This window comes from Sphingobium sp. BYY-5 (assembly GCF_022758885.1).
In the GTDB taxonomy this organism is placed as follows: Bacteria; Pseudomonadota; Alphaproteobacteria; order Sphingomonadales; family Sphingomonadaceae; genus Sphingobium.
Map to the genome: position 1 here is coordinate 1,127,818 of NZ_JALEBH010000002.1, position 17,425 is coordinate 1,145,242.

14 protein-coding genes and 2 pseudogenes are annotated in these 17,425 nt (G+C 61.7%); 6 read left to right on the forward strand and 10 right to left on the reverse strand.

All coding sequences use genetic code 11. The features are described 5' to 3' along the window. From MOK15_RS21065 to MOK15_RS21080, 4 genes and pseudogenes are all read left to right on the forward strand, one after another. Positions 1-246, forward strand: a complete 246-nt coding sequence (locus tag MOK15_RS21065; protein ID WP_242933628.1) for a hypothetical protein — start codon at positions 1-3, stop codon at positions 244-246. Between the two features lie 59 nt (positions 247-305). Further along, positions 306-1,667, forward strand: a complete 1,362-nt coding sequence (locus tag MOK15_RS21070) for an MFS transporter (protein ID WP_242933629.1) — start codon at positions 306-308, stop codon at positions 1,665-1,667. 505 nt (positions 1,668-2,172) lie between these two features. Then, positions 2,173-2,385 (forward strand): annotated as a pseudogene (locus tag MOK15_RS21075) (transposase domain-containing protein); the annotation flags it as partial. Continuing rightward, on the forward strand, positions 2,385-2,681 hold the full coding sequence (locus MOK15_RS21080) for a hypothetical protein (RefSeq protein ID WP_242933630.1): 297 nt from the start codon (positions 2,385-2,387) through the stop codon (positions 2,679-2,681). The pseudogene MOK15_RS21075 and the gene MOK15_RS21080, both read left to right, overlap by 1 nt. Positions 2,682-3,132: 451 nt before the next feature. On the opposite strand, the gene MOK15_RS21090 is transcribed toward MOK15_RS21080, so the two are convergent. The 8 genes from MOK15_RS21090 to MOK15_RS21125 all read right to left on the reverse strand — a co-directional run bounded on the left by MOK15_RS21090 (position 3,133) and on the right by MOK15_RS21125 (position 14,009). Next, a complete protein-coding gene (locus MOK15_RS21090) occupies positions 3,133-3,927 on the reverse strand; it encodes a polysaccharide deacetylase family protein (RefSeq protein ID WP_242933631.1) in 795 nt (264 codons plus the stop codon). A 335-nt stretch (positions 3,928-4,262) separates the two neighbouring features. Beyond that, a complete protein-coding gene (locus MOK15_RS21095; RefSeq protein ID WP_242933632.1) occupies positions 4,263-5,915 on the reverse strand; it encodes an alpha-L-fucosidase in 1,653 nt (550 codons plus the stop codon). Between the two features lie 309 nt (positions 5,916-6,224). Then, positions 6,225-6,647, reverse strand: a complete 423-nt coding sequence (locus MOK15_RS21100; RefSeq protein ID WP_242933633.1) for an EF-hand domain-containing protein — start codon at positions 6,645-6,647, stop codon at positions 6,225-6,227. After that, positions 6,637-9,774: an efflux RND transporter permease subunit gene (locus MOK15_RS21105; protein ID WP_242933634.1), complete on the reverse strand. Its 3,138-nt coding sequence runs from the start codon at positions 9,772-9,774 to the stop codon at positions 6,637-6,639. Before MOK15_RS21105 ends, MOK15_RS21100 begins: the two co-directional genes overlap by 11 nt. Beyond that, positions 9,771-10,904, reverse strand: a complete 1,134-nt coding sequence (locus MOK15_RS21110) for an efflux RND transporter periplasmic adaptor subunit (RefSeq protein WP_242933635.1) — start codon at positions 10,902-10,904, stop codon at positions 9,771-9,773. Before MOK15_RS21110 ends, MOK15_RS21105 begins: the two co-directional genes overlap by 4 nt. Positions 10,905-10,961: 57 nt before the next feature. Next, positions 10,962-11,837 (reverse strand): MipA/OmpV family protein, encoded by an 876-nt coding sequence (locus MOK15_RS21115; protein ID WP_242933636.1) that lies wholly within the window; start codon positions 11,835-11,837, stop codon positions 10,962-10,964. Between the two features lie 112 nt (positions 11,838-11,949). Next, positions 11,950-13,254, reverse strand: coding sequence for a HAMP domain-containing sensor histidine kinase (locus MOK15_RS21120; protein WP_242933637.1), 1,305 nt, complete (start codon positions 13,252-13,254; stop codon positions 11,950-11,952). Further along, complete coding sequence (locus tag MOK15_RS21125; RefSeq protein ID WP_242933638.1) at positions 13,254-14,009, reverse strand: response regulator; 756 nt, start codon at positions 14,007-14,009, stop codon at positions 13,254-13,256. The genes MOK15_RS21120 and MOK15_RS21125 overlap by 1 nt, the downstream gene beginning before the upstream one ends. A gap of 505 nt (positions 14,010-14,514) precedes the next feature. On the opposite strand from MOK15_RS21125, the pseudogene MOK15_RS21130 reads away from it, so the two are divergent. Then, positions 14,515-15,169, forward strand: a pseudogene (locus tag MOK15_RS21130) (IS5 family transposase); the annotation flags it as partial. A 457-nt stretch (positions 15,170-15,626) separates the two neighbouring features. Then, on the forward strand, positions 15,627-15,764 hold the full coding sequence (locus tag MOK15_RS21135; protein WP_242933810.1) for a hypothetical protein: 138 nt from the start codon (positions 15,627-15,629) through the stop codon (positions 15,762-15,764). 508 nt (positions 15,765-16,272) lie between these two features. Here the strand turns inward: MOK15_RS21135 and MOK15_RS21140 are convergent. Together MOK15_RS21140 and MOK15_RS21145 are read right to left on the reverse strand one after the other, a co-directional pair. Continuing rightward, entirely contained in the window at positions 16,273-16,959 is a 687-nt protein-coding gene (locus MOK15_RS21140) for a cytochrome b/b6 domain-containing protein (RefSeq protein ID WP_242933804.1), read from the reverse strand. Next, complete coding sequence (locus MOK15_RS21145) at positions 16,956-17,378, reverse strand: cytochrome c (protein ID WP_347567240.1); 423 nt, start codon at positions 17,376-17,378, stop codon at positions 16,956-16,958. Before MOK15_RS21145 ends, MOK15_RS21140 begins: the two co-directional genes overlap by 4 nt. Positions 17,379-17,425 lie beyond the last annotated feature (47 nt).

The following is a 17,425-nucleotide window of genomic DNA, read 5'->3' on the forward strand; positions in this document are numbered from 1 at the left end:
ATGACCAATGCCCGTCTCGCCACGATGCGGCCGGTGCCGCAGCATGTGGTCGATCATATGGTGGCCGGAATGGTTGGCCAGACGAGTGACGTGCTGATGATGCAATTTGGCATCAGCTATAATACTTGGCGTAAGATCCGGGCGGGCGATCCGATCCGGGATTCGGTTGCACAGAGATTGGAGCGACGTGTTCTTGGCAGCGACGCAAGGGGCGACAGGTCAGGGCTGGAAAATATGGCCGGATAAGATCGCGCCGGAAACCAGCGGTCGAGACGCTTCCTTTCCCATAAAATCGGGGCATTCCGTTGTCTGATCAGCCCCGCAACTACCGCATTATCGCGCTGGTCGTCGCCTTTGCGCTGTTCATGCAACAACTTGACGCGACGGTGCTGACCATCGCCCTGCCTGCCATGGCGCGCGATCTAGAGGTCACGGCGTCCAGCCTCAGCCTTGCGCTGACGGCCTATCTGGTGTCCCTCGCGGTGTTCATTCCCGCCAGTGGGCGATTAGCCGACCGTTTCGGCTCCCGCACCGTCTTTTGTGGTGCGATTGCCGTCTTCATGGCGGGATCGATCGCCTGCGCCCAGTCCACCAGCCTCGTCATGCTGGTCGCGGCCCGCTTCATCCAGGGGCTGGGCGGGGCGATGATGGTTCCCGTCGGCCGCCTTGTCCTGTTGCGCAGCGTGGCGCGACAGGATCTGGTCGCGGCCCTGTCCTGGCTGGTGATGCCCGCTCTGGTCGGGCCGATCGTGGGACCGCCGGTCGGCGGCCTGATCGTCACCTATCTGGACTGGCGATGGATATTCTACATCAACATCCCGATCGGCATGGTCGGGCTCGTCTTGTCGCTCCTGCTAATCCCGCAGGTAAAGGACGACGCCCCCGGCCGATTTGATGGCAAAGGATTCCTGTTGTCGGGCATGGCGCTGGGCTGCCTGATATTCGGCTTCGAACTGGCCAGCCGCCCGCTGTCCGTCCTGGTGATAGTCCTGCTGCTGGGCAGTGGGGCGGTGTTGGCCTTCGCCTATTTGCACCATGCCCGCCGGATCAGCGACCCGATCCTCGACCTGTCGCTGTTGGGCATCCCGACCTTCGGGCTGTCGGTGGCGGCGGGTAATCTGGCGCGGATCACGCAGGGTGCGCAGCCATTCCTGTTACCCCTGCTGTTCCAAATCGGCCTTGGCTTATCTGCTGCGACAACCGGCACGATCATGATGGCGAGCGCGGTCGGGGCGTTGGCGATGAAGCCGATCGCGCCAGCTATCATCCGCCGGTTCGGCTATCGTGACAGCCTCACAGCTGCCACGATAGCCGCCAGCATCGGCTATGCCAGTTGCGCCTTTTTCCGCCCAGACTGGCCGTTGGCCGCGATCGTCGCGATCTTGGTGGCCTCGGGCTTTTTCATGTCTTTCCTGTTCACAGCCTATAACGCCGTTGCCTTCGTCGATGTCGAGCAATCGCGGATGAGCGCCGCGACTAGCCTATATGGCACGTTCCAGCAGCTTAGCCTGTCGCTCGGCATTTGCGTTGCGGCCGCAGCGCTCGAACTGGGTACACGGCCGTTCGACACCTATGCCGGTTTCATGATCGCGTTTCTGCTCGTGAGCGCCATTTCCGCAGGAGCGACAATCCTCAATCGAGGCTTCGCCGCCGACGCAGGACTATGAGGGGAGGGGATGATAGGCATCGGATGGATGATCTCCGGTAACCGCCCGATTGGTACGGCCCGCCTAATAGCGGGGTGATTTCGTAAGAGACGGTCATAGCGACGTCTCATGATTGAGGTTTGCGATGCGGACGGAGATACTGGGTCAGGAACGGCGGTGGCGGTGGACGGATCAGCAGAAGGTGGAGATCATCGGATCCGTCGGTGTCAATAGCGCGACGCTGGCAGATGTGGCTCGTCGCCACGAGGCGGTGAATGGCTCACCATGTCGGAGGCCGCAGCCAAGTTCGGCGTCACAAACCACAAAATCCGCTGTGTCGTCGAAGCTGGCTTGCTCCCGACCGAGCAGATTATGCCTGGTGCACCGCATCAAATCCGCGCCGCGGACCTCGAAAAACCCGAAATCCAAGCCGCGATCCCGCGAAAAAGTCCGTGTCGCACTCAAGACGAAAACCAAAAATCCCTGTTTCCCACCATTTGAAAAGGAGCAGCACAATGAATCAGGCATCGCTCTGGGACGGCGTAACTGGCTCTTCGCTGGCGCCGACACAGGCGCCGAGACGCTGGCACGTGAAAGCGCCAGGATGAACGGCCTGGATCCGCAGGCGTACCTCGCCGACGTGCTCGAGCGTCTCCACGATCACAAGATCAACCGGATCGACGAATTATTGCCGTGGAAATGGGCACCGATAAGCGCGCCTCAAGCCCTCGCTGCCTGATGGCCACGGTCACTCACATCCGCACCCTCGACTATGTCGCCACGATGCTCGGCGAGGACGTGGAGTTGCTCGAAGCGATCGTCTGGAATGACGACAACCTGACATACGGCACCATCATCAGCGTCTACACCGGCCCGGACGAGGCCGTCACAGCGCTGACCGACGACGGCGTCGAAGAATTGGGCGACATGCTTAGAAATGCGCGCCTTACGACTCAAGCCTGGTACGACTTCCTCGATGCCTTCGTCGATGATCCCGAACTCGCCGCCCGCTTCAAGGCCCAAACACTGCGGTAACAATCGGCTTGCGATTACTCTATGTAATCGCAAGAACAATCGGACGGTTACGTTGTGTCGCATCCCACTGACAGCTTTCGCGATCCTGTTGCTGTCTGGTTGCCAGACACGCCCTACGTCGACCGCGCGTCCGGCCGAACGTCATGTCCTGACCTCAGGCGGCTTCAGCGCGGCCTTCGATACGCGGACTACAGCATCTCGGGCGGTGTCACGACAGGGAAGCTGGGTGGCAACTGGCAGTTGAACGATGCGTCGCGCTTTCGCGGCACATGGTCTCAGGACATTCGCGCGCGCAATCTGCTCGAGCTGTTCAATCCCGCAACGCAGCTAAACGGCAGCCGCTTCGGCAATGGCCGCTGCGTGCGTCCACAGCGTCGTTTTTCAGCCTCTTCACGAACGGTTTGGCGTGGATTGGTGGGTATCCCGTTGGTCGGTTTATTCGGGACACCACTTATTTTTGCGGATTCGGATGCGCCTTGGCCCAATCCAGCGCACCCTGCAGGGTGGTCACCCAGACCTCGCTACGGTGGGCAGCGAGCCATGCGATCAGCTCGCGATGCGCGGCGTCGGAGACCTGCAGGTAGTCACCGCCGACGCCATGGAACAGGTAGACCGCCATGCCACCGCCTGCTTGCGCCTGCTTGGCGAAATCGATCAACTGCGCACCTGTGACCCCCTCATCGAAGCCACGTGAGGGGATATGCATCGGATCCATCCGGTCGACGTCGGCGCGGAGGTCGTCGGACGAGGCGTAGACCCCGCGCACATAGGTCACCAGATTCGCGGCCCTGAGAGCCTCGATATAATCGAGGGAGCCGACCATGGTCTGGCCACATGGCGATGCGAATCCGTGGGTCGGTTTGCCATCCAGCGCGGTCAGAAAAACGTTCTGCTGCTCGATCTCTTTCAGCATGCTCGCCAGCGTATAGGCCTCGGATGTGTTGCGCGGGTCGGTGGAAAATTTGGAGGCAGGACAGGGGTGGAAGATGGTGTGGTTGGCAAGTTCATGGCCCTCCGCGCCCACGGCGCGCCAACGCGGAACAGCCTCCACCTTCAAGCCAGAAAGGAAGAAGGTCGCCTTGAACCCAGCCGCGTCCAGCACCGGCACGGCATGGTCGAGTTGGGAGTCCAGGGCGTCGTCGTAGGTCAGCACCACCGCCGCCTTGGTCCCCTCAGGCCATGTCGTTGCCGATGCGGCCGACACACCCCAGACCAAGCTCAGCGCGAGTGCCAGAAGCGTCTTCATCGTTATCACCCTTCTCAACAATCGAATTCGGCGAAATTTTGATGCGGCTACCATTCACGCGACGGACACACAACACGCTCGCTGCTTACCAGTCGCCCTGTCCGGGCACGGCCTGCGGCCCTCCTGTGCGACCCGTTCCCGAACTTCGCGTCCCGGAACCAGTTGAGCACGCGATAAACTTCGAGCGATGCAACGTTCGAATTGAACGGGCCTGGAATGGCCTAGAGTGCAACGTTTTCCTCGCCGCTTCCTTTTACCCGCACTCCCGCCGACACTCTCAACGCCGCCACAAGTGGCGCGGATGGGGAGTCCTTCATCGTTCCGCGCCGCTAAAGCTACAAAACTCCCTCGATTCTGAAGGCAACGCCGAACGGATGCCGCGCGCCGGCGGGCAAGGTCACCCGGAGGCCCGTTTGATCCTGGTGGAAGGCCAGCGGCGTCTTGTCGCCGACCATGGTCACCCGTCGCACTGCTCTCCTGACGTGGCGGTCGTCTCTAGCGAGAGTCGTGACAACGACCTCTCCCCCCTCGGGCTGACCCAGGGTAATCGCATAGAGCGCGTCGCCTTTTGTCGTAAAACGGATGTCCCGAGGCGTGAACGGCTTCTGCTTGCCTTCGCTGAACATACCCGCAGCTACGGTCGTCGGTCCTTCACCGAAGATCGTCCAAGGCCGCGTGCCGTGGATCGCGTCGGAGAACCTGCCCATCCAGCCGCCGATCTCCTCGACGATCCGTCGCTCCTCGGAGTCGATCGTGCCGTCGCCGCGAACGGGAATGCTGAGCAGCAGATTGCCGTTCTTGGAAACGATGTCGCAAAGCCGATGGATGACCTCGGCGGCGGGCAGGTAACGCTTCTCCTCGAATATCCGGCGATTATAGTGCCAATCGCCGATGCAGGTATCGGTCTGCCACGGCTCGGGGCTGATCTCGCTGCGCAGGCCCCGCTCGACGTCGGCGACGATCCCCGGGCGGTGGGTGTCGTGGGGTTTAATGTTGATGACCGCGTCCAGCTTGCCGTGCCATTGCACCGACGCGTTGTAGTAATGGGCGGCGATGTCCAGGCCCGCCTGCTCAAGCGGCAGGTCGAAATTGTCGAAATAGACGAGATCGGGCCGATAGCTGTCGATCAGGTCCTTGCACCGCAAATACCATTGGCGGGTGAATGCCGGATTGTTCAGCGGAGCCTTCTCGGTCCACACACGGTCGTTGGCCTCGTGCCACGCGGCGGCGGCGGCGTTCGTCTCGACACCCTCCGGCAGCGGCATGACCGAGCCGGCATAGAGCTGCTGTGGATCCAGACCTTCCCACCATTTCCCTTGCCCATCCACCGCGAAGCGTTTGAAGGCATCGTAGCGCTCACCCTTGCGCGGCCCTTCGGTGTCATAACCGTAGGCGGTCTGGAACCAGTGCCAAGCATGGGCCGAATGATTGGAGACGCCGAAACGCAAGCCCTGCTTGCGGGCGGCCTTCGCCCATAGGCCGATGATGTCCCTCTTGGGACCGACACGGACCGAGTTCCAGTCATGGAACCTCGATTGGTAGGCGTCGAAATTGTCGTGGTGATTGGCCATGGCCACGAAATATTTCGCACCAGCCTTGGCGTAGAGATCCAGCAGGTCCTCGGGGTTCCAGTTCTCCGCCTGCCATCGGGGATAAATGTCGATGAAGCCGGTATCGGCCGGGTGGCCATAAGTCTTGAGATGGTGGTCGTAGGCAGGCTGGCCGGGCATGTACATACTGCGAGCGTACCAGTCGCCCGCCTCCGGGACGCATTGCGCACCCCAATGCGCCCAAAGCCCGAACTTGGCGTCGCGGAACCAGTCGGGCGCCCGATAGCCGGCATTGAGAGAATTCCAGGTTGGTTCGAATGCCCCCTTGGCGATTTGATCGAAATCAGGAGGAACCAGATCGGCTGCCAAGGCCTTCGACGCACCAACCAACCCCGCCGCTGCGACGGCGCTAAAAAGGCTTCGTCTCGTGATAGTCATTGCAACATTTCCTCGCCCGGGCGCGCTTCATTTACGTATATGAAACAGTGTTTTCAAATTAATTTGTCCGACTATTTCTTTGCTGTCAAGGCATCGATCCCGACCGACTTCAGCGCACCGGCGTCGCGCTCTATAACAAGGGGAAACATTGTGTAGGCTTATTTACAGTTGGACTCTTATCAAGGGTGACCGAGGCCAGCGCGGGGCGGCCCGGCCAGGTTGCGGGATAGCCCTGGGCGAACTGCCGGACTGTCACGCGGGGGTCGGAGCGGCCGAATTCCGCCGGCACGGGTATCCAAACGGCGTGCCTCAACCGTCTTCAATGCGCGCTTCTTCTCGGGACACCCGGCCGTCATGATCCGTGTCGGCCACGTCGAACCGCTGTACCTCCAGCATATGGACAAAGGCCTCGAACGACATTTCTCCATTGGCGTCGAACGGCGGGTTTTTCGGGCGATGGCGGAGGGAGAGAATGGGGTCGCGGGCCTTGAAGATCAGATGCTTGAAGGCATAGCCGCGAAGTTCACCCCTGGTGATCGACCCGCTCCGATCGCTATCGATCGCATCGAAACGAACGCGCACGGCTGCGCGGAATTCGGCGCGATCCAGATAGCCATCGCCATTTCGATCGAGCGCTGACAGGCTGCTTCCGTCACTGGTGTTCGCCTCTGCGTCCGAAGCCGTGGAGAAGATGACGGCGAGCAGGATCGCACGGCCAATATCACGCATCATGGGGTCTCCCTTGTGTTGGGCCTGGAACTGATTCAACAACAGCTCCAGCCTCGAAACCGGGTCCTTTCGGACTTGATCGACCGGATGGATGAAAGCGCCGCTTGATCCATTGCTCGAGGTCGTCGAGATAGGTGAACACGGCCGGCACGATCAGCAGGCTAAGCGCCGTCGAGGCGAGCAAGCCGCCGATGACGGCGATCGCCATCGGTTGCCGGAAGCTTGCCCCCGAACCAAGGCCGAGCACGATCGGCGCCATGCCGGCGATCATGGCGACGGTGGTCATCACGATCGGGCGGGCGCGTTTGTGACAGGCGTCGATCAGCGCGTCGCTGCGCGAAAGCCCGCGATCGCGGATGCCAACGATCGCGAACTCGACGAGCAGGATCGAATTCTTGGCGACGACGCCCATCAACATCACGAGGCCGAGCATGGAGGGAATGTCGAAGGCACTGCCCACGACAAGCAATGCCAGGAACGCGCCGCCGATCGATAAAGGCAGTGCCGCGAGGATCGTGATGGGTTGAAGGAAATCCGCAAACAGCAGGACAAGCACGCAGAACACGCACAGAATCCCGACCACGATTGCAAGGCCGAAGCCTGAGGCGAGTTCGGCCTGAATCTCGGCATCGCCTGTCTTCATCAGGTGGACACCCGATGACAGGTTCTGCAATGCCGGAAGCGCCGCGGCTTGTTTGAGCGCCGTGCCTAACGGGACGCCGCCAAGGTCGGCATTGACGGTTACATAGCGGTGGCGGTCATAGCGATCGATCTGCACTGGTCCGCTCTCGATCGAAAGATCGGCCACGCTCGACAACGGCACCAGCGCATCGCGGGCGTTGACGCGCGGATTGGCGAAGGTGTCGAGGCTGTACCGGTCGAGGTCCGGGAACCGCACCCGGATGTAGAGCTGTCGATTGTCGAGGTTCAGGCGCGCGACATTCTGGTCGCGGTCGCCCGCCGTTGCGACGCGCACGACATCGCCGATCGTCTGGGTGGTGACGCCAAGTTCGGCGGCGCGCGCGAGATCCGGTCTGATCACGATTTCCGGCCGATCGAGGCTGGCCGTGGTCTGGATATTGGAAAGCCCCGCGACCTCCCGCAGTTCGCGAGCGAGTTGCTCCGCCGTGGCGACGAGCGCCTGGCTATTGTCGCCGAAAAGCGTGAGCTGCATCTTTTCGCCCGGACGACCCGCGCCGATCGAGAAACGCGCGCCTGGAATGGCGAGCAGGCGGGCGCCGACCTGCTTCTCGATTTCCGCCTGCGACGGACGCTCGTTGGGGGCGGCGAGCGCCAGTACGAGCGCTCCCTTTTCAATCCTGCCGGCTTGCTGAAGTCCCCTTCCCGCTTGTTGAGGTTGCCCTATGGTCGTGAAGATCGTCCGTATTCCCGGCACGTCCTTGATGGCGAGCCGGGTGGCCTCGGCAACGCCGAGCGTGTCGTCGAGCGAGCTTCCGGTCGGAAGCTCGAAGTTGATCGTGGTGCTACCGCGATCCGTGGTTGGCAGCAGACCGAAGGGGATAAACGGTACCAGGGCGAGCGACGCAACAAAGAACAAAGCCGCACCGCCGATCGCGATGCGCCGATGTCGAAGACACCAGTTCGCGGCCGTCAGGTAGCGAAGCATCACCCAGCCGTCCTTTTCTTCCCTGGGTGGACGCGGCTTGAGGATGTATGCTGCCATCATCGGCGTCAGCAGACGGGCGACCAGCAGTGAGGAAAGCACCGCGATTACCACGGTCCAGCCGAACTGCTTGAAAACCAGGCCCGCCACGCCGCCCATCATCGCGGTCGGCAAGAACACCGCCACCAGGCTCATCGTCGTCGCGATCACCGCGAGCCCGATCTCGGATACCGCCTCCTTGGCGGCATCGCGGATCGGCTTGCCCGACCGCGCATGGCGCTCGATATTCTCGATTTCGACGATCGCATCGTCCACCAGGATGCCCGCTACGATGGCGAGCGCCAGCAAGGTCACGACGTTGAGGCTGTACCCGAGCACAGCCATGCCCGCGAACGCCGGCAGGATCGAAAGCGGCAGCGCCGTCGATGCGATCAGCGACGCTCGCCAGTCGCGCAGGAATAGAAACACCACGAGGACCGTCAGGCAGGCGCCCTCGTAGAGCATGTCCATTGAGGCATGATATTGATCAAGCGTGAAATCGACCGTGCCCGACACCTGATCGAAGCTCAATGAGGGATGTTGTACCCTGATCTGCTCCAGCGCCCTCCGCACATCTTCGGCGATCCTGGTCTCGTCGAACCCCTTTGCCCGATAAATCTGGAAGCCGACTGCAAGCTTGCCGTCGCGGCGCGCGAGCTGCGTCCGTTCGGCGACCGTGTCCCTGACGGTAGCGACCTGATCGAGGCGCAGATGGCGTCCGCCCGGAAGCACGATCGGCAATGCGGCTAGGTCGGCGGCCTGCCGCACGGTTGCGATGGTGCGAACCGACTGTTCCTGGCCGCCGATCTGGCCGCGACCGCCCGAGGATTGCTGCTGGACCTGACGAAGCGCCCGCGAGACGTCAGCCGCGGTGACGCCTAGCCCCGCCATGCGCACCGGATCGACCTCGACACGGACCTCGCGGTTCACGCCTCCGATCCGCTCGAAGCGTCCGATGCCTCGAATGGCCGAGATGGCCTTGGCCAGCGTGTCGTCGACGAACCACGACAGTTCCTCCTCATTCATCCGCGAGGAGCCCACGGCATAGACCAGGATGGCGCCGCCGCTGGTGCGCACCGCGCTGACCGTGGGTTCAAGCACATCGGTAGGTAGATCGGAACGAACCCTGTCGACAGCGTCCTTCACACTGATGAGCGCCTCGGGGATCGCCGTTTCAAGGGCGAATACAGCGGTAATCGCGACCTGCCCGTCGCTGATCGAGGTCGTGATGTGCCTGACGCCAGCCACGCTTGCGATCGAATCCTCGACCTTGCGCGCGACCTCAGTCTCAAGTTGCGCCGGCGCAGCGCCTGGCTGGGTGAGCGTCACCGTAACAGTCGGTCGGTCGAGATCGGGCAAGTCCTGGATAGGGAGATTAAAAAATCCCCAAAGGCCGCCGAGCGCGAGCAGCGTGAAGAGCAGGATGACCGGAATCGGATTGCGGATCGACCATGTGGCGAGATTCACCGATCGCGCCTCGCGCCCGCGGCCGAAGTTCCTCGCCTTTCCACCGTTGCCACGCGGACGACATCGCCCTCGTTGAGGAAGGCCGCACCCTGGATGACCACCTGATCGCCTTGGCCAAGTCCATCGATGATTTCCACGTCGGACCCGTTGCGACGGCCAACTTTCACCTCCGACAGGGCGACGCGCGGTGTCGCGCCCGGATCTGCGGGTTTCACAACATAATTGCGACCGTCCCGAATGATGACGCTGGCCGCCGGGACGACCAGCGCCGGGCTTTCGCCCAGCCGTACCGAGCCATTGGCGTACATGCCTGCGCGCGCCCGGCTTCCGGGCGCTAGATCGGCGTAAACGATGCCGAGGCGGGACTGCGGATCGAGGCTGGGTGCGGTCTGGCGTACGCGGGCGAAGGCCTGACTGCCGTCGGGAAGGTCGAGTGCGACTGGCTGGCCTCGCTTCACCTGCACGAGCTGCACGGCCGTGAGTTCTCCGCGCCACTCAAGGCGACCCTGACGGATCAACCGAAACAGTTCCTGGCCAACGCCAGCGACCGCACCCAATGTGGCGGTGCGCGCACTAATGGCGCCGTCATCGGGGGCAACGACGACGGTATAGCGCAACTGGAGACGCTTGGATGCGAGTTCGGCGGCGGCCATCTTGGCCTTGGTGACGAACTGGAGAACATCCACCGCGCTGATCGCACCGCTGGCCCGGAGCTGAAGGTTGATTGCGCGCTGGCGATTGGCCTCGGCTTCGGCGTAGCTCGCCTCCAGCCGCGCCTCGTCAGCCTGCAGCAGCGCGGAGTCGATGCGCGCGAGCACGTCACCTTTCGCCACATGGTCGCCAACATTTACGCGGACTTCGATGAGCGGATAGCCGCCGACCTGAGCGCCGATGCTGGCCTCCTGCCAAGGCGAGAGAGAACCCTGCGCGGAGAAGCTTACCGGCCAGACGACCCGGCGCGGCGCTGCCACGGCCACGGTGAGCGCCGGCGTGGACTTCGTCGCAATGGGGGGTGACTCGCGGCGGGCAAAGCCAAGAACGCCAAAACCGACAATACCGATGATGACGATAACGATCGCAAGGCCAATGAGAATCCAACGGCGCGGGCGAGGGCCTGCAACTTCACCCATGGATGGCGCCGCCCGCAAGCTGCGGGCGGTTGCCCTCTACGCTTTGGAACGGCCCGATCACTTCTGGCGGCGTCCGAAGACGTAACTCACCGCCAAGCCACCGGACCATTGATTCCGCGAACCGAAACGGTCGACGATGGGCGAGTCTGCTGCGGTGCCGAGCAATCTGTCATATTTGGCATAGCCGAAAACGCCCCAGCGGCGGCTCAATTGCCGACGTGCGCCGAGGGCCACGCCCGCAGCGAACAGACCGCCGTCGGGGCGATAGGCGGGCAGGCCCGTCGCAGCCGCCTCGCGCGGCGTGACGGCAAAATAGGTTTTCGCATAGCGGCCACTCGCCAGGGTCAATCGCGGTCCAAGGGACCATAGCCACCGATCGCCGTCGCGCGCGACATAGTCGGCCCTGATCACGCCGGTGAGCGCCTTATGCCCGTTGACCCCCTGCCGCGCTTCGGCCGACAGGTAAAAATGAGAATCGAGCGAGTAGCGAACGAAAGCGCCCGCTTCTACAGTGAAGGCGACCTTGTCGAGCCCACCGACATCGTCTCGGCGACGCTCCCCCACCAAACCAATTACGGGACCGAATATTATGGCGCCCCGGTTGTAGGCCACCACGCTGGGATTCTCATCAGGCGGCCTGAAAGGAAACAGCTCGTCTCCGCGCCTGCGCGAAACGTCGACATAGGGGCGCAGGCCCATTCCGTCGGCACCCGGAAAGCTGGGGACCAGCCGTGCTCCCAGCGTCACGCGGGTTTCCCGCACGCCTTCATCATCGTCCTGCGCTTCGGCGGGCACAGGCATGAGCGCCAGCACGGTAAGCACGAAGGTGTTGAGCAAGCGCGTCGCCATCGCACGCGCCCCGAAATTCTGCGCGGACGGAGAAGGGATCTGCAGGCGAAGGTGGGTCTGCGTCTTCGTATCGACTGTGGACATCGCGCGCCACCTCATCTGCTTCGCTCCATGGGAGCCGCAGAGTTAGAGGAGGCCGCGACGGCGTAGTTTTAACTTGTGTGAAGAGTTGTTTCGTCGCTCGGTGTGCGAAAAACTACAGGTTCATACTGGGGATGACGATCCTGACCGTGAACCCGGCTGGTATCTCCTGCCTTAGAAAAATGTCCCCGCCATGAGATCGTACTGTCGCTCGCGCAATGGAAAGGCCCAATCCAAAGCCCCCGGAACTGCCGCCTCTTGCGTCATCAACCTTGAAGAAGGGGGCGAACACCTGGTCGTGTAGAGACTCCGGAATCCCCGCGCCATTGTCGATGATATCAATTTCGGCGGCAGTGTCCTGGTTGACATGCAAGCGGACGCGCACTTTGGAGCCATGCTGCAAACCATTGTCCACGACATTGCTGATGGCCCGCGCCAATGTGCTGGGCCGACATATCCAGGTGAGACGCGCCGGCCCCTCATAGGAGACATCATGGCCGATATCCGCGAAGTCGGCGCAGATGGTTTGCAAGATGCTTGGCAGATCCGCACGCGATGGCCTTTCGCCACCGGCGTCGTCGCGCAGGAAGTCCAAAGTCTCGCGCAGCATCCGATCGACACGCTCGAGTTCGCGCAACATCCCCTCGCGCATCGGCTGATCGGCGACGCGTTCCACGCGCAGGCGTAACCGCGTCAGCGGCGTGCGCAGATCATGGCTGACCGCCGCAAGCATTCGCGTACGGTCATCGATGAGAGCACGGATTCGCGAGCGCATATCGTTCAACCCGTCGGCAAGTTGAACAATCTCAATCGGCCCCTTGCGAACGATCAGCCGATCATCGTGCGGAGAGCGCCCGAAAGATTGCGCGGCCGTCGCAAGCGTGGACAGCGGCGCAATGATCCGGCGAACTGCATAAACCGACAATACCAGGATCAGCAGGATCACCATTGGCGTCATCAGCGCTACGAGAGCCCCGACGAAACCCCAGATGTGCGTTGTCTCGGGCTCGAAAACGAGCACCTCGCCGCTGCTGAGTCGCGCAACCAACTGGCTGTCGGAAAACCGGCGAACGAGCTGGATGCTGCGGAGCCTTTCACGCTGGTTGGTATCGGGTTCGTTATAATTGGGCGACGTCTCGGCACCTTGGAAATCTGTCCGCTTCCCAAGCTGGACCTTGATGTTCGCGCGCTGCGCCGTCTCGACAATGATCGCGACCTTTGCAGGGTCATTCGCAGCCTCTGCAAGCTGAGCGACGGCGGCCATCCGTTGGATCTCATTTGCCGAATCGCGATCGGGAACCCGCACGTTGAATAGAAGAACCACGGTAACTGTCAGTAGAATGCCGAGCAGAATCGAAATGACGGCAAGCAGGCTGATCTGCGTCTGGACTCTATTGAACTCCAGACGTGGCCACCGCATCACCCTTCCTCCACCTGGGGCGTGAACATATAGCCGCCCAGCCTCACTGTCTTGATCAGCGTGGGGTCGCGTGGATCTGTTTCGATTTTCTGCCTGATCCGGCTCACATGAACGTCGATGCTGCGATCGATCTGCCCCACCGGCCCGCCGTGAACGCTTTCGATCAACTGTTCGCGCGAGAGAACCCGGCCGAAATTTCGGCAAAAGGCGAGAAGGAGATCAAATTCCACGCTTGTCAGCGCGACTGTCACCCCCTCGGGATCGCACAACCGTCGCGTGGCAGGGTCGATCACCCAACCGTCGAACGCAAGCGGCTTTGCTCTTTCTCTCGCAGAATCGATACCGCTTCGCGTGCGACGAAGGAGAGCACGGATGCGTGCTATGAGTTCGCGGGAATTAAACGGCTTGGGGAGATAGTCATCGGCGCCGATTTCGAGACCGATGATGCGGTCGACATCCTCACCGCGCGCAGTAACCATTATGATCGGTATGTCGGATGACGCGCGCAGCCGACGGCAGATACTCAGCCCATTCTCCCCCGGCAGCATCAAATCCAGCACGATAAGGTCGACCTGCCCGCGACCGAGGAAGCCGTCCATCTCCCACGCCGATCGGGCCGCGGACGCACTGAAGCCGTTATCGGATAGCATGTCTACAAGCAGGCGAGAGATTTCCGGATCATCTTCTACAAGCAGGATGTGGGGCGTTGATGCCAACGACCGCATGAGTGCCGGAGAGCGCGTCTTTTCCGTCATGAGGCTATTTTGATTAGCAGCGCCGGGCACGTCAGCAACTCAAATATGTCTTTTTGTTAAGGCGTAGGTCGCAACGCATGGTCATGGACGGGGTGGTCGGTTTAATGCGTCTTCATCAATGCCGGATGCACATCGAGCGAGTAGGGCAGGGGGCTATGCCGTGAGAGACTGCCACTCGCCCTGAGCGGCCGAGCTCCTTCTTTGTAGGCCTTCCGATCGGTGAGATGACGTTCGAGGGAGAAGTGATTGTGGAAATTGGCATGGACGGAGACGAATTTCAGCAGTGCTTCATTCGCCTGAATCTGAGCATCGCCTGTTGTCTTCGTCGCTAAGGTTGGTGGCTACTGTCGATATAATTGTTGGTTCACCGGCTGATTTCCTGTCTCGCGAATGCCGCGCCAATGAAGCTTAGGCCGTCATAGGCTGTTTGTGGATCGGTTTTCGGGATTTGCTAGGCGGCATCGGTTTTGATTCAGGCTCAGGATGTGGACGCTGCCGGGGGCGAATGGCCCAGATTGCCGAGAAAACGAAGCGCTACCCGAGTGATCTGACCGACGAGGAATGGGAGCGGATAACGCCGATGATGCCCAGGCCCGGGCGTCGCGGTCGGCCTCGCGAGGTGGATTTTCGCGAAGTGATCAATGCAGTTCGCGATCTGGTTCGTTCGGGGTTTGGCCGGGGCGGATGCTGCCGATCCATTTTGGAGCTTGGCAAACGGTCTATGGCTGGTTCCGAGAACTGGCCCGTAGGTTTCTGTTCCAGACCATTCACGACATCGAACTGACGCTGGATCGTGAGCGCCAGGGCCGGGAGGTCAGTCCGAGCGCAGCGGTGATCGACAGCCAGTCAGTCAAGGCGCTATCGGCAGAGTAGCGCGGGTTTTATGCAGGCAAGAAGATCGTCGGGCGCAAACGCCACATTGCTGTCGACACCGATGGCCGGCTGCTGATGGTCCCCATTATTACCGCCGACATTTCGGACAGTGTGGGCGCGCCGACGATCCTTGATGGTATTCGCAAGCGTTAGCCATGGTGAAGCATCTCTTTGCCGACGGCGCTTATGACCGCCTGAAACTCATGGACAAGGCCAGCTATCTCGATTTCGTCGTTGAGGTCATTCGTCGCAGCGATCAGCAAAAGGGCCTCAAGGTGCCGCCGCGCCACTGTTGGGGTGGACGGCACCGTACGGCATCGAAATGTGCCAGAGTGAGTCGTTGCGAACTCAAGCAGGAGGCCGTCCATCCCAACAGTGACCGCTACAGGTCGCGACGCTGTTTGGAACTCGCGCTGCGGAAACCATCTTGGCTAGCGGTCATGTGCAACCGCAACAAAGGCTGGACATATGAACGCAAGCGATCCGATCAAAAACATATGCATGCATCTTGCAAGCTGGGGCCGTCCACATATGGGCCGTCGAGCGTAACCGCCCCAGAAGCTGATCAGCGAGGTAGCGGCTCAGAAACGGTAGGAGAGCATGAGGTCCCCCGCCGATATCCCGGAACCCGGATGGTGAGCCGTAAGGCCGCTCGCGCTCGCGCTAGCTTGGTCGATCCCGAAATAGGTCCGGCTATGCTCCGCGTTCGCCAGCATGCCGTTATGGGTGTTCGATATTTCATGGATGAGCGCGAGTTCGACATGCTGCGGTTCTTCCAAGCGCGTTGCCGCCGAACCGATAGCTGACGAAACCACCCGTCTCGATCGCGGTGTCGATCTCTGGAAGCAGGCCAACGGGACGATCGGCATCCCTGCGTTGTAGGAGCGGTCCGATGACCGGACCGATCGCGAACCATGGGTCCGACGAGACATCGACCCGTGCACCAGCCCCGCGAATCTGAAAATTGATGTCACCCTAGCAAATGTCTGCGACGGCGATTGGAAACGGACGGACATCACTGGCAACATAATGCCCAGACGACGCCAGCTCCGAGCGCGAGAATGTCCTGACGCGCGCCATCGTCCGGTGTCGTCGTCTGAGCATGGCCGGCGGTGGTGGTCATGACTGCCGCACAGGCAAACGAGATCGAGAGGAATATACGTATCGACAGGACTCCTTCGTGGGGACTCAATTGGGGGGGCACCGAAGGTGCATGGTCAGGAGCTTCCTCTGGTGGCCAGTCGAGGGCGCCGGTTTCAGGAGGCGTGTTTGACGACTTCGCCTCGGATTGGGGCTGGTGGGGTGCCCCTGATCCGAATTCAGTTCGTCACCATCCTCGCCAGCCGCATCCCGAGCACCACGCGAAGGCTAAAGAGCCCAAGGCTTAAGGTCAGAAGCGGAAGCCTGTGGCGATAGCATAGGTGCAGGCCGCGGCGATGACGATGCCGACAAGTGCCTTCCATGGCGATGCTTCGACATGATCGATCATATCCTCTGCGGATGCGGCACGGTGGCCATGGATCATGGGACCGACCAGATCATGGCGCAGGCGCAGTAGATAGAAGAGGATCGCGACCACATGCAGTGCGGTCAGCGCCAGCAGCAGGTTGAACAACACACCATGGATGTCCGACGCGCTGCGCCCCTGGTCGAAGCTAACATAGTCGGCGAGCGGCCCGGATTCGAGGCCATCCACATCCACGGCGAACAGCCCCGCTGTCACCATTCCCATCAGGGCCGCGAGCATCAGCAGCACGCTCCAGCCGCCGACCGGATTATGACCGGGCGTGGCGCGATATGGGCGTTGCCCGAGCGTGCGAAGATAAGCGATGGCCGCGCCCGGTCCGCGCACGAAATGCGCAAAGCGAGCTGTCCTCCCACCGAAAAAGCCCCAATAGAGGCGGAAGGCCAGCAGGAAGAGGATGGCGTAGCCCGATAGGCGGTGCCATTCCATCTCATGCCGCTCGCCACTCCACCAGGAAAAGGCGAGCAGGCCGACCAGCAGCCAGTGGAACAGCCGAATATAAAGATCCCATATCCGGACGTGCAGGGACGCGGCAGCGGCGGGCACGGTCAGGTATCGGCACGAAACTGGCGATGGCAGGCGGCACAGGTCGCGCCGGTCGCCTTGGCCTGGACGCGGATCGCTTCGGCATTGCCGCCATTGGCGACGACCACCAGCTTGCCGGATTCGCCGATCAACTTGGCCATCTGCGCGTCGAAGTTAGCGCGGTCGGTCCAGATGTTCGGCAGCGCGTCGGTGGGAACACCGGCAGCCGGGCCGCTGCCGGCGGGGAAGAATTTGGGCTGTTCGCGTGCCGTTGTGGCGAGGGCCTGGGCTGCAGCGACTAGCGTGGCCTTCACAGGTGCATCGCTCTTGAGCTGGTCGTTCAGTGCCTTCATGGCGGCGCCCATCTTCTTATAGCCCGCCTGGCGTGCGGCTATGGCCGCCTTGGGTGCGGAACTGGCTGCGGGCGCGGCTGTCAGCGGCCCCATCGTTGCGAGTGCGGCAAACGCCGCTGTGAGCAAGGCTAGGGTTCGAT

Coding starts and splice junctions, on each gene's coding strand:
- MOK15_RS21120 (WP_242933637.1), bottom strand. CDS start 13,254: ATGCGGTGGCCACGTCTGGAGTTCAATAGAGTCCAGACGCAGATCAGC.
- MOK15_RS21090 (WP_242933631.1), bottom strand. CDS start 3,927: ATGAAGACGCTTCTGGCACTCGCGCTGAGCTTGGTCTGGGGTGTGTCG.
- MOK15_RS21110 (WP_242933635.1), bottom strand. CDS start 10,904: ATGGGTGAAGTTGCAGGCCCTCGCCCGCGCCGTTGGATTCTCATTGGC.
- MOK15_RS21135 (WP_242933810.1), top strand. CDS start 15,627: ATGAGCGCGAGTTCGACATGCTGCGGTTCTTCCAAGCGCGTTGCCGCC.
- MOK15_RS21100 (WP_242933633.1), bottom strand. CDS start 6,647: ATGATGCGTGATATTGGCCGTGCGATCCTGCTCGCCGTCATCTTCTCC.
- MOK15_RS21065 (WP_242933628.1), top strand. CDS start 1: ATGACCAATGCCCGTCTCGCCACGATGCGGCCGGTGCCGCAGCATGTG.
- MOK15_RS21080 (WP_242933630.1), top strand. CDS start 2,385: ATGGCCACGGTCACTCACATCCGCACCCTCGACTATGTCGCCACGATG.
- MOK15_RS21145 (WP_347567240.1), bottom strand. CDS start 17,378: ATGGGGCCGCTGACAGCCGCGCCCGCAGCCAGTTCCGCACCCAAGGCG.
- MOK15_RS21125 (WP_242933638.1), bottom strand. CDS start 14,009: ATGACGGAAAAGACGCGCTCTCCGGCACTCATGCGGTCGTTGGCATCA.
- MOK15_RS21095 (WP_242933632.1), bottom strand. CDS start 5,915: ATGACTATCACGAGACGAAGCCTTTTTAGCGCCGTCGCAGCGGCGGGG.
- MOK15_RS21115 (WP_242933636.1), bottom strand. CDS start 11,837: ATGTCCACAGTCGATACGAAGACGCAGACCCACCTTCGCCTGCAGATC.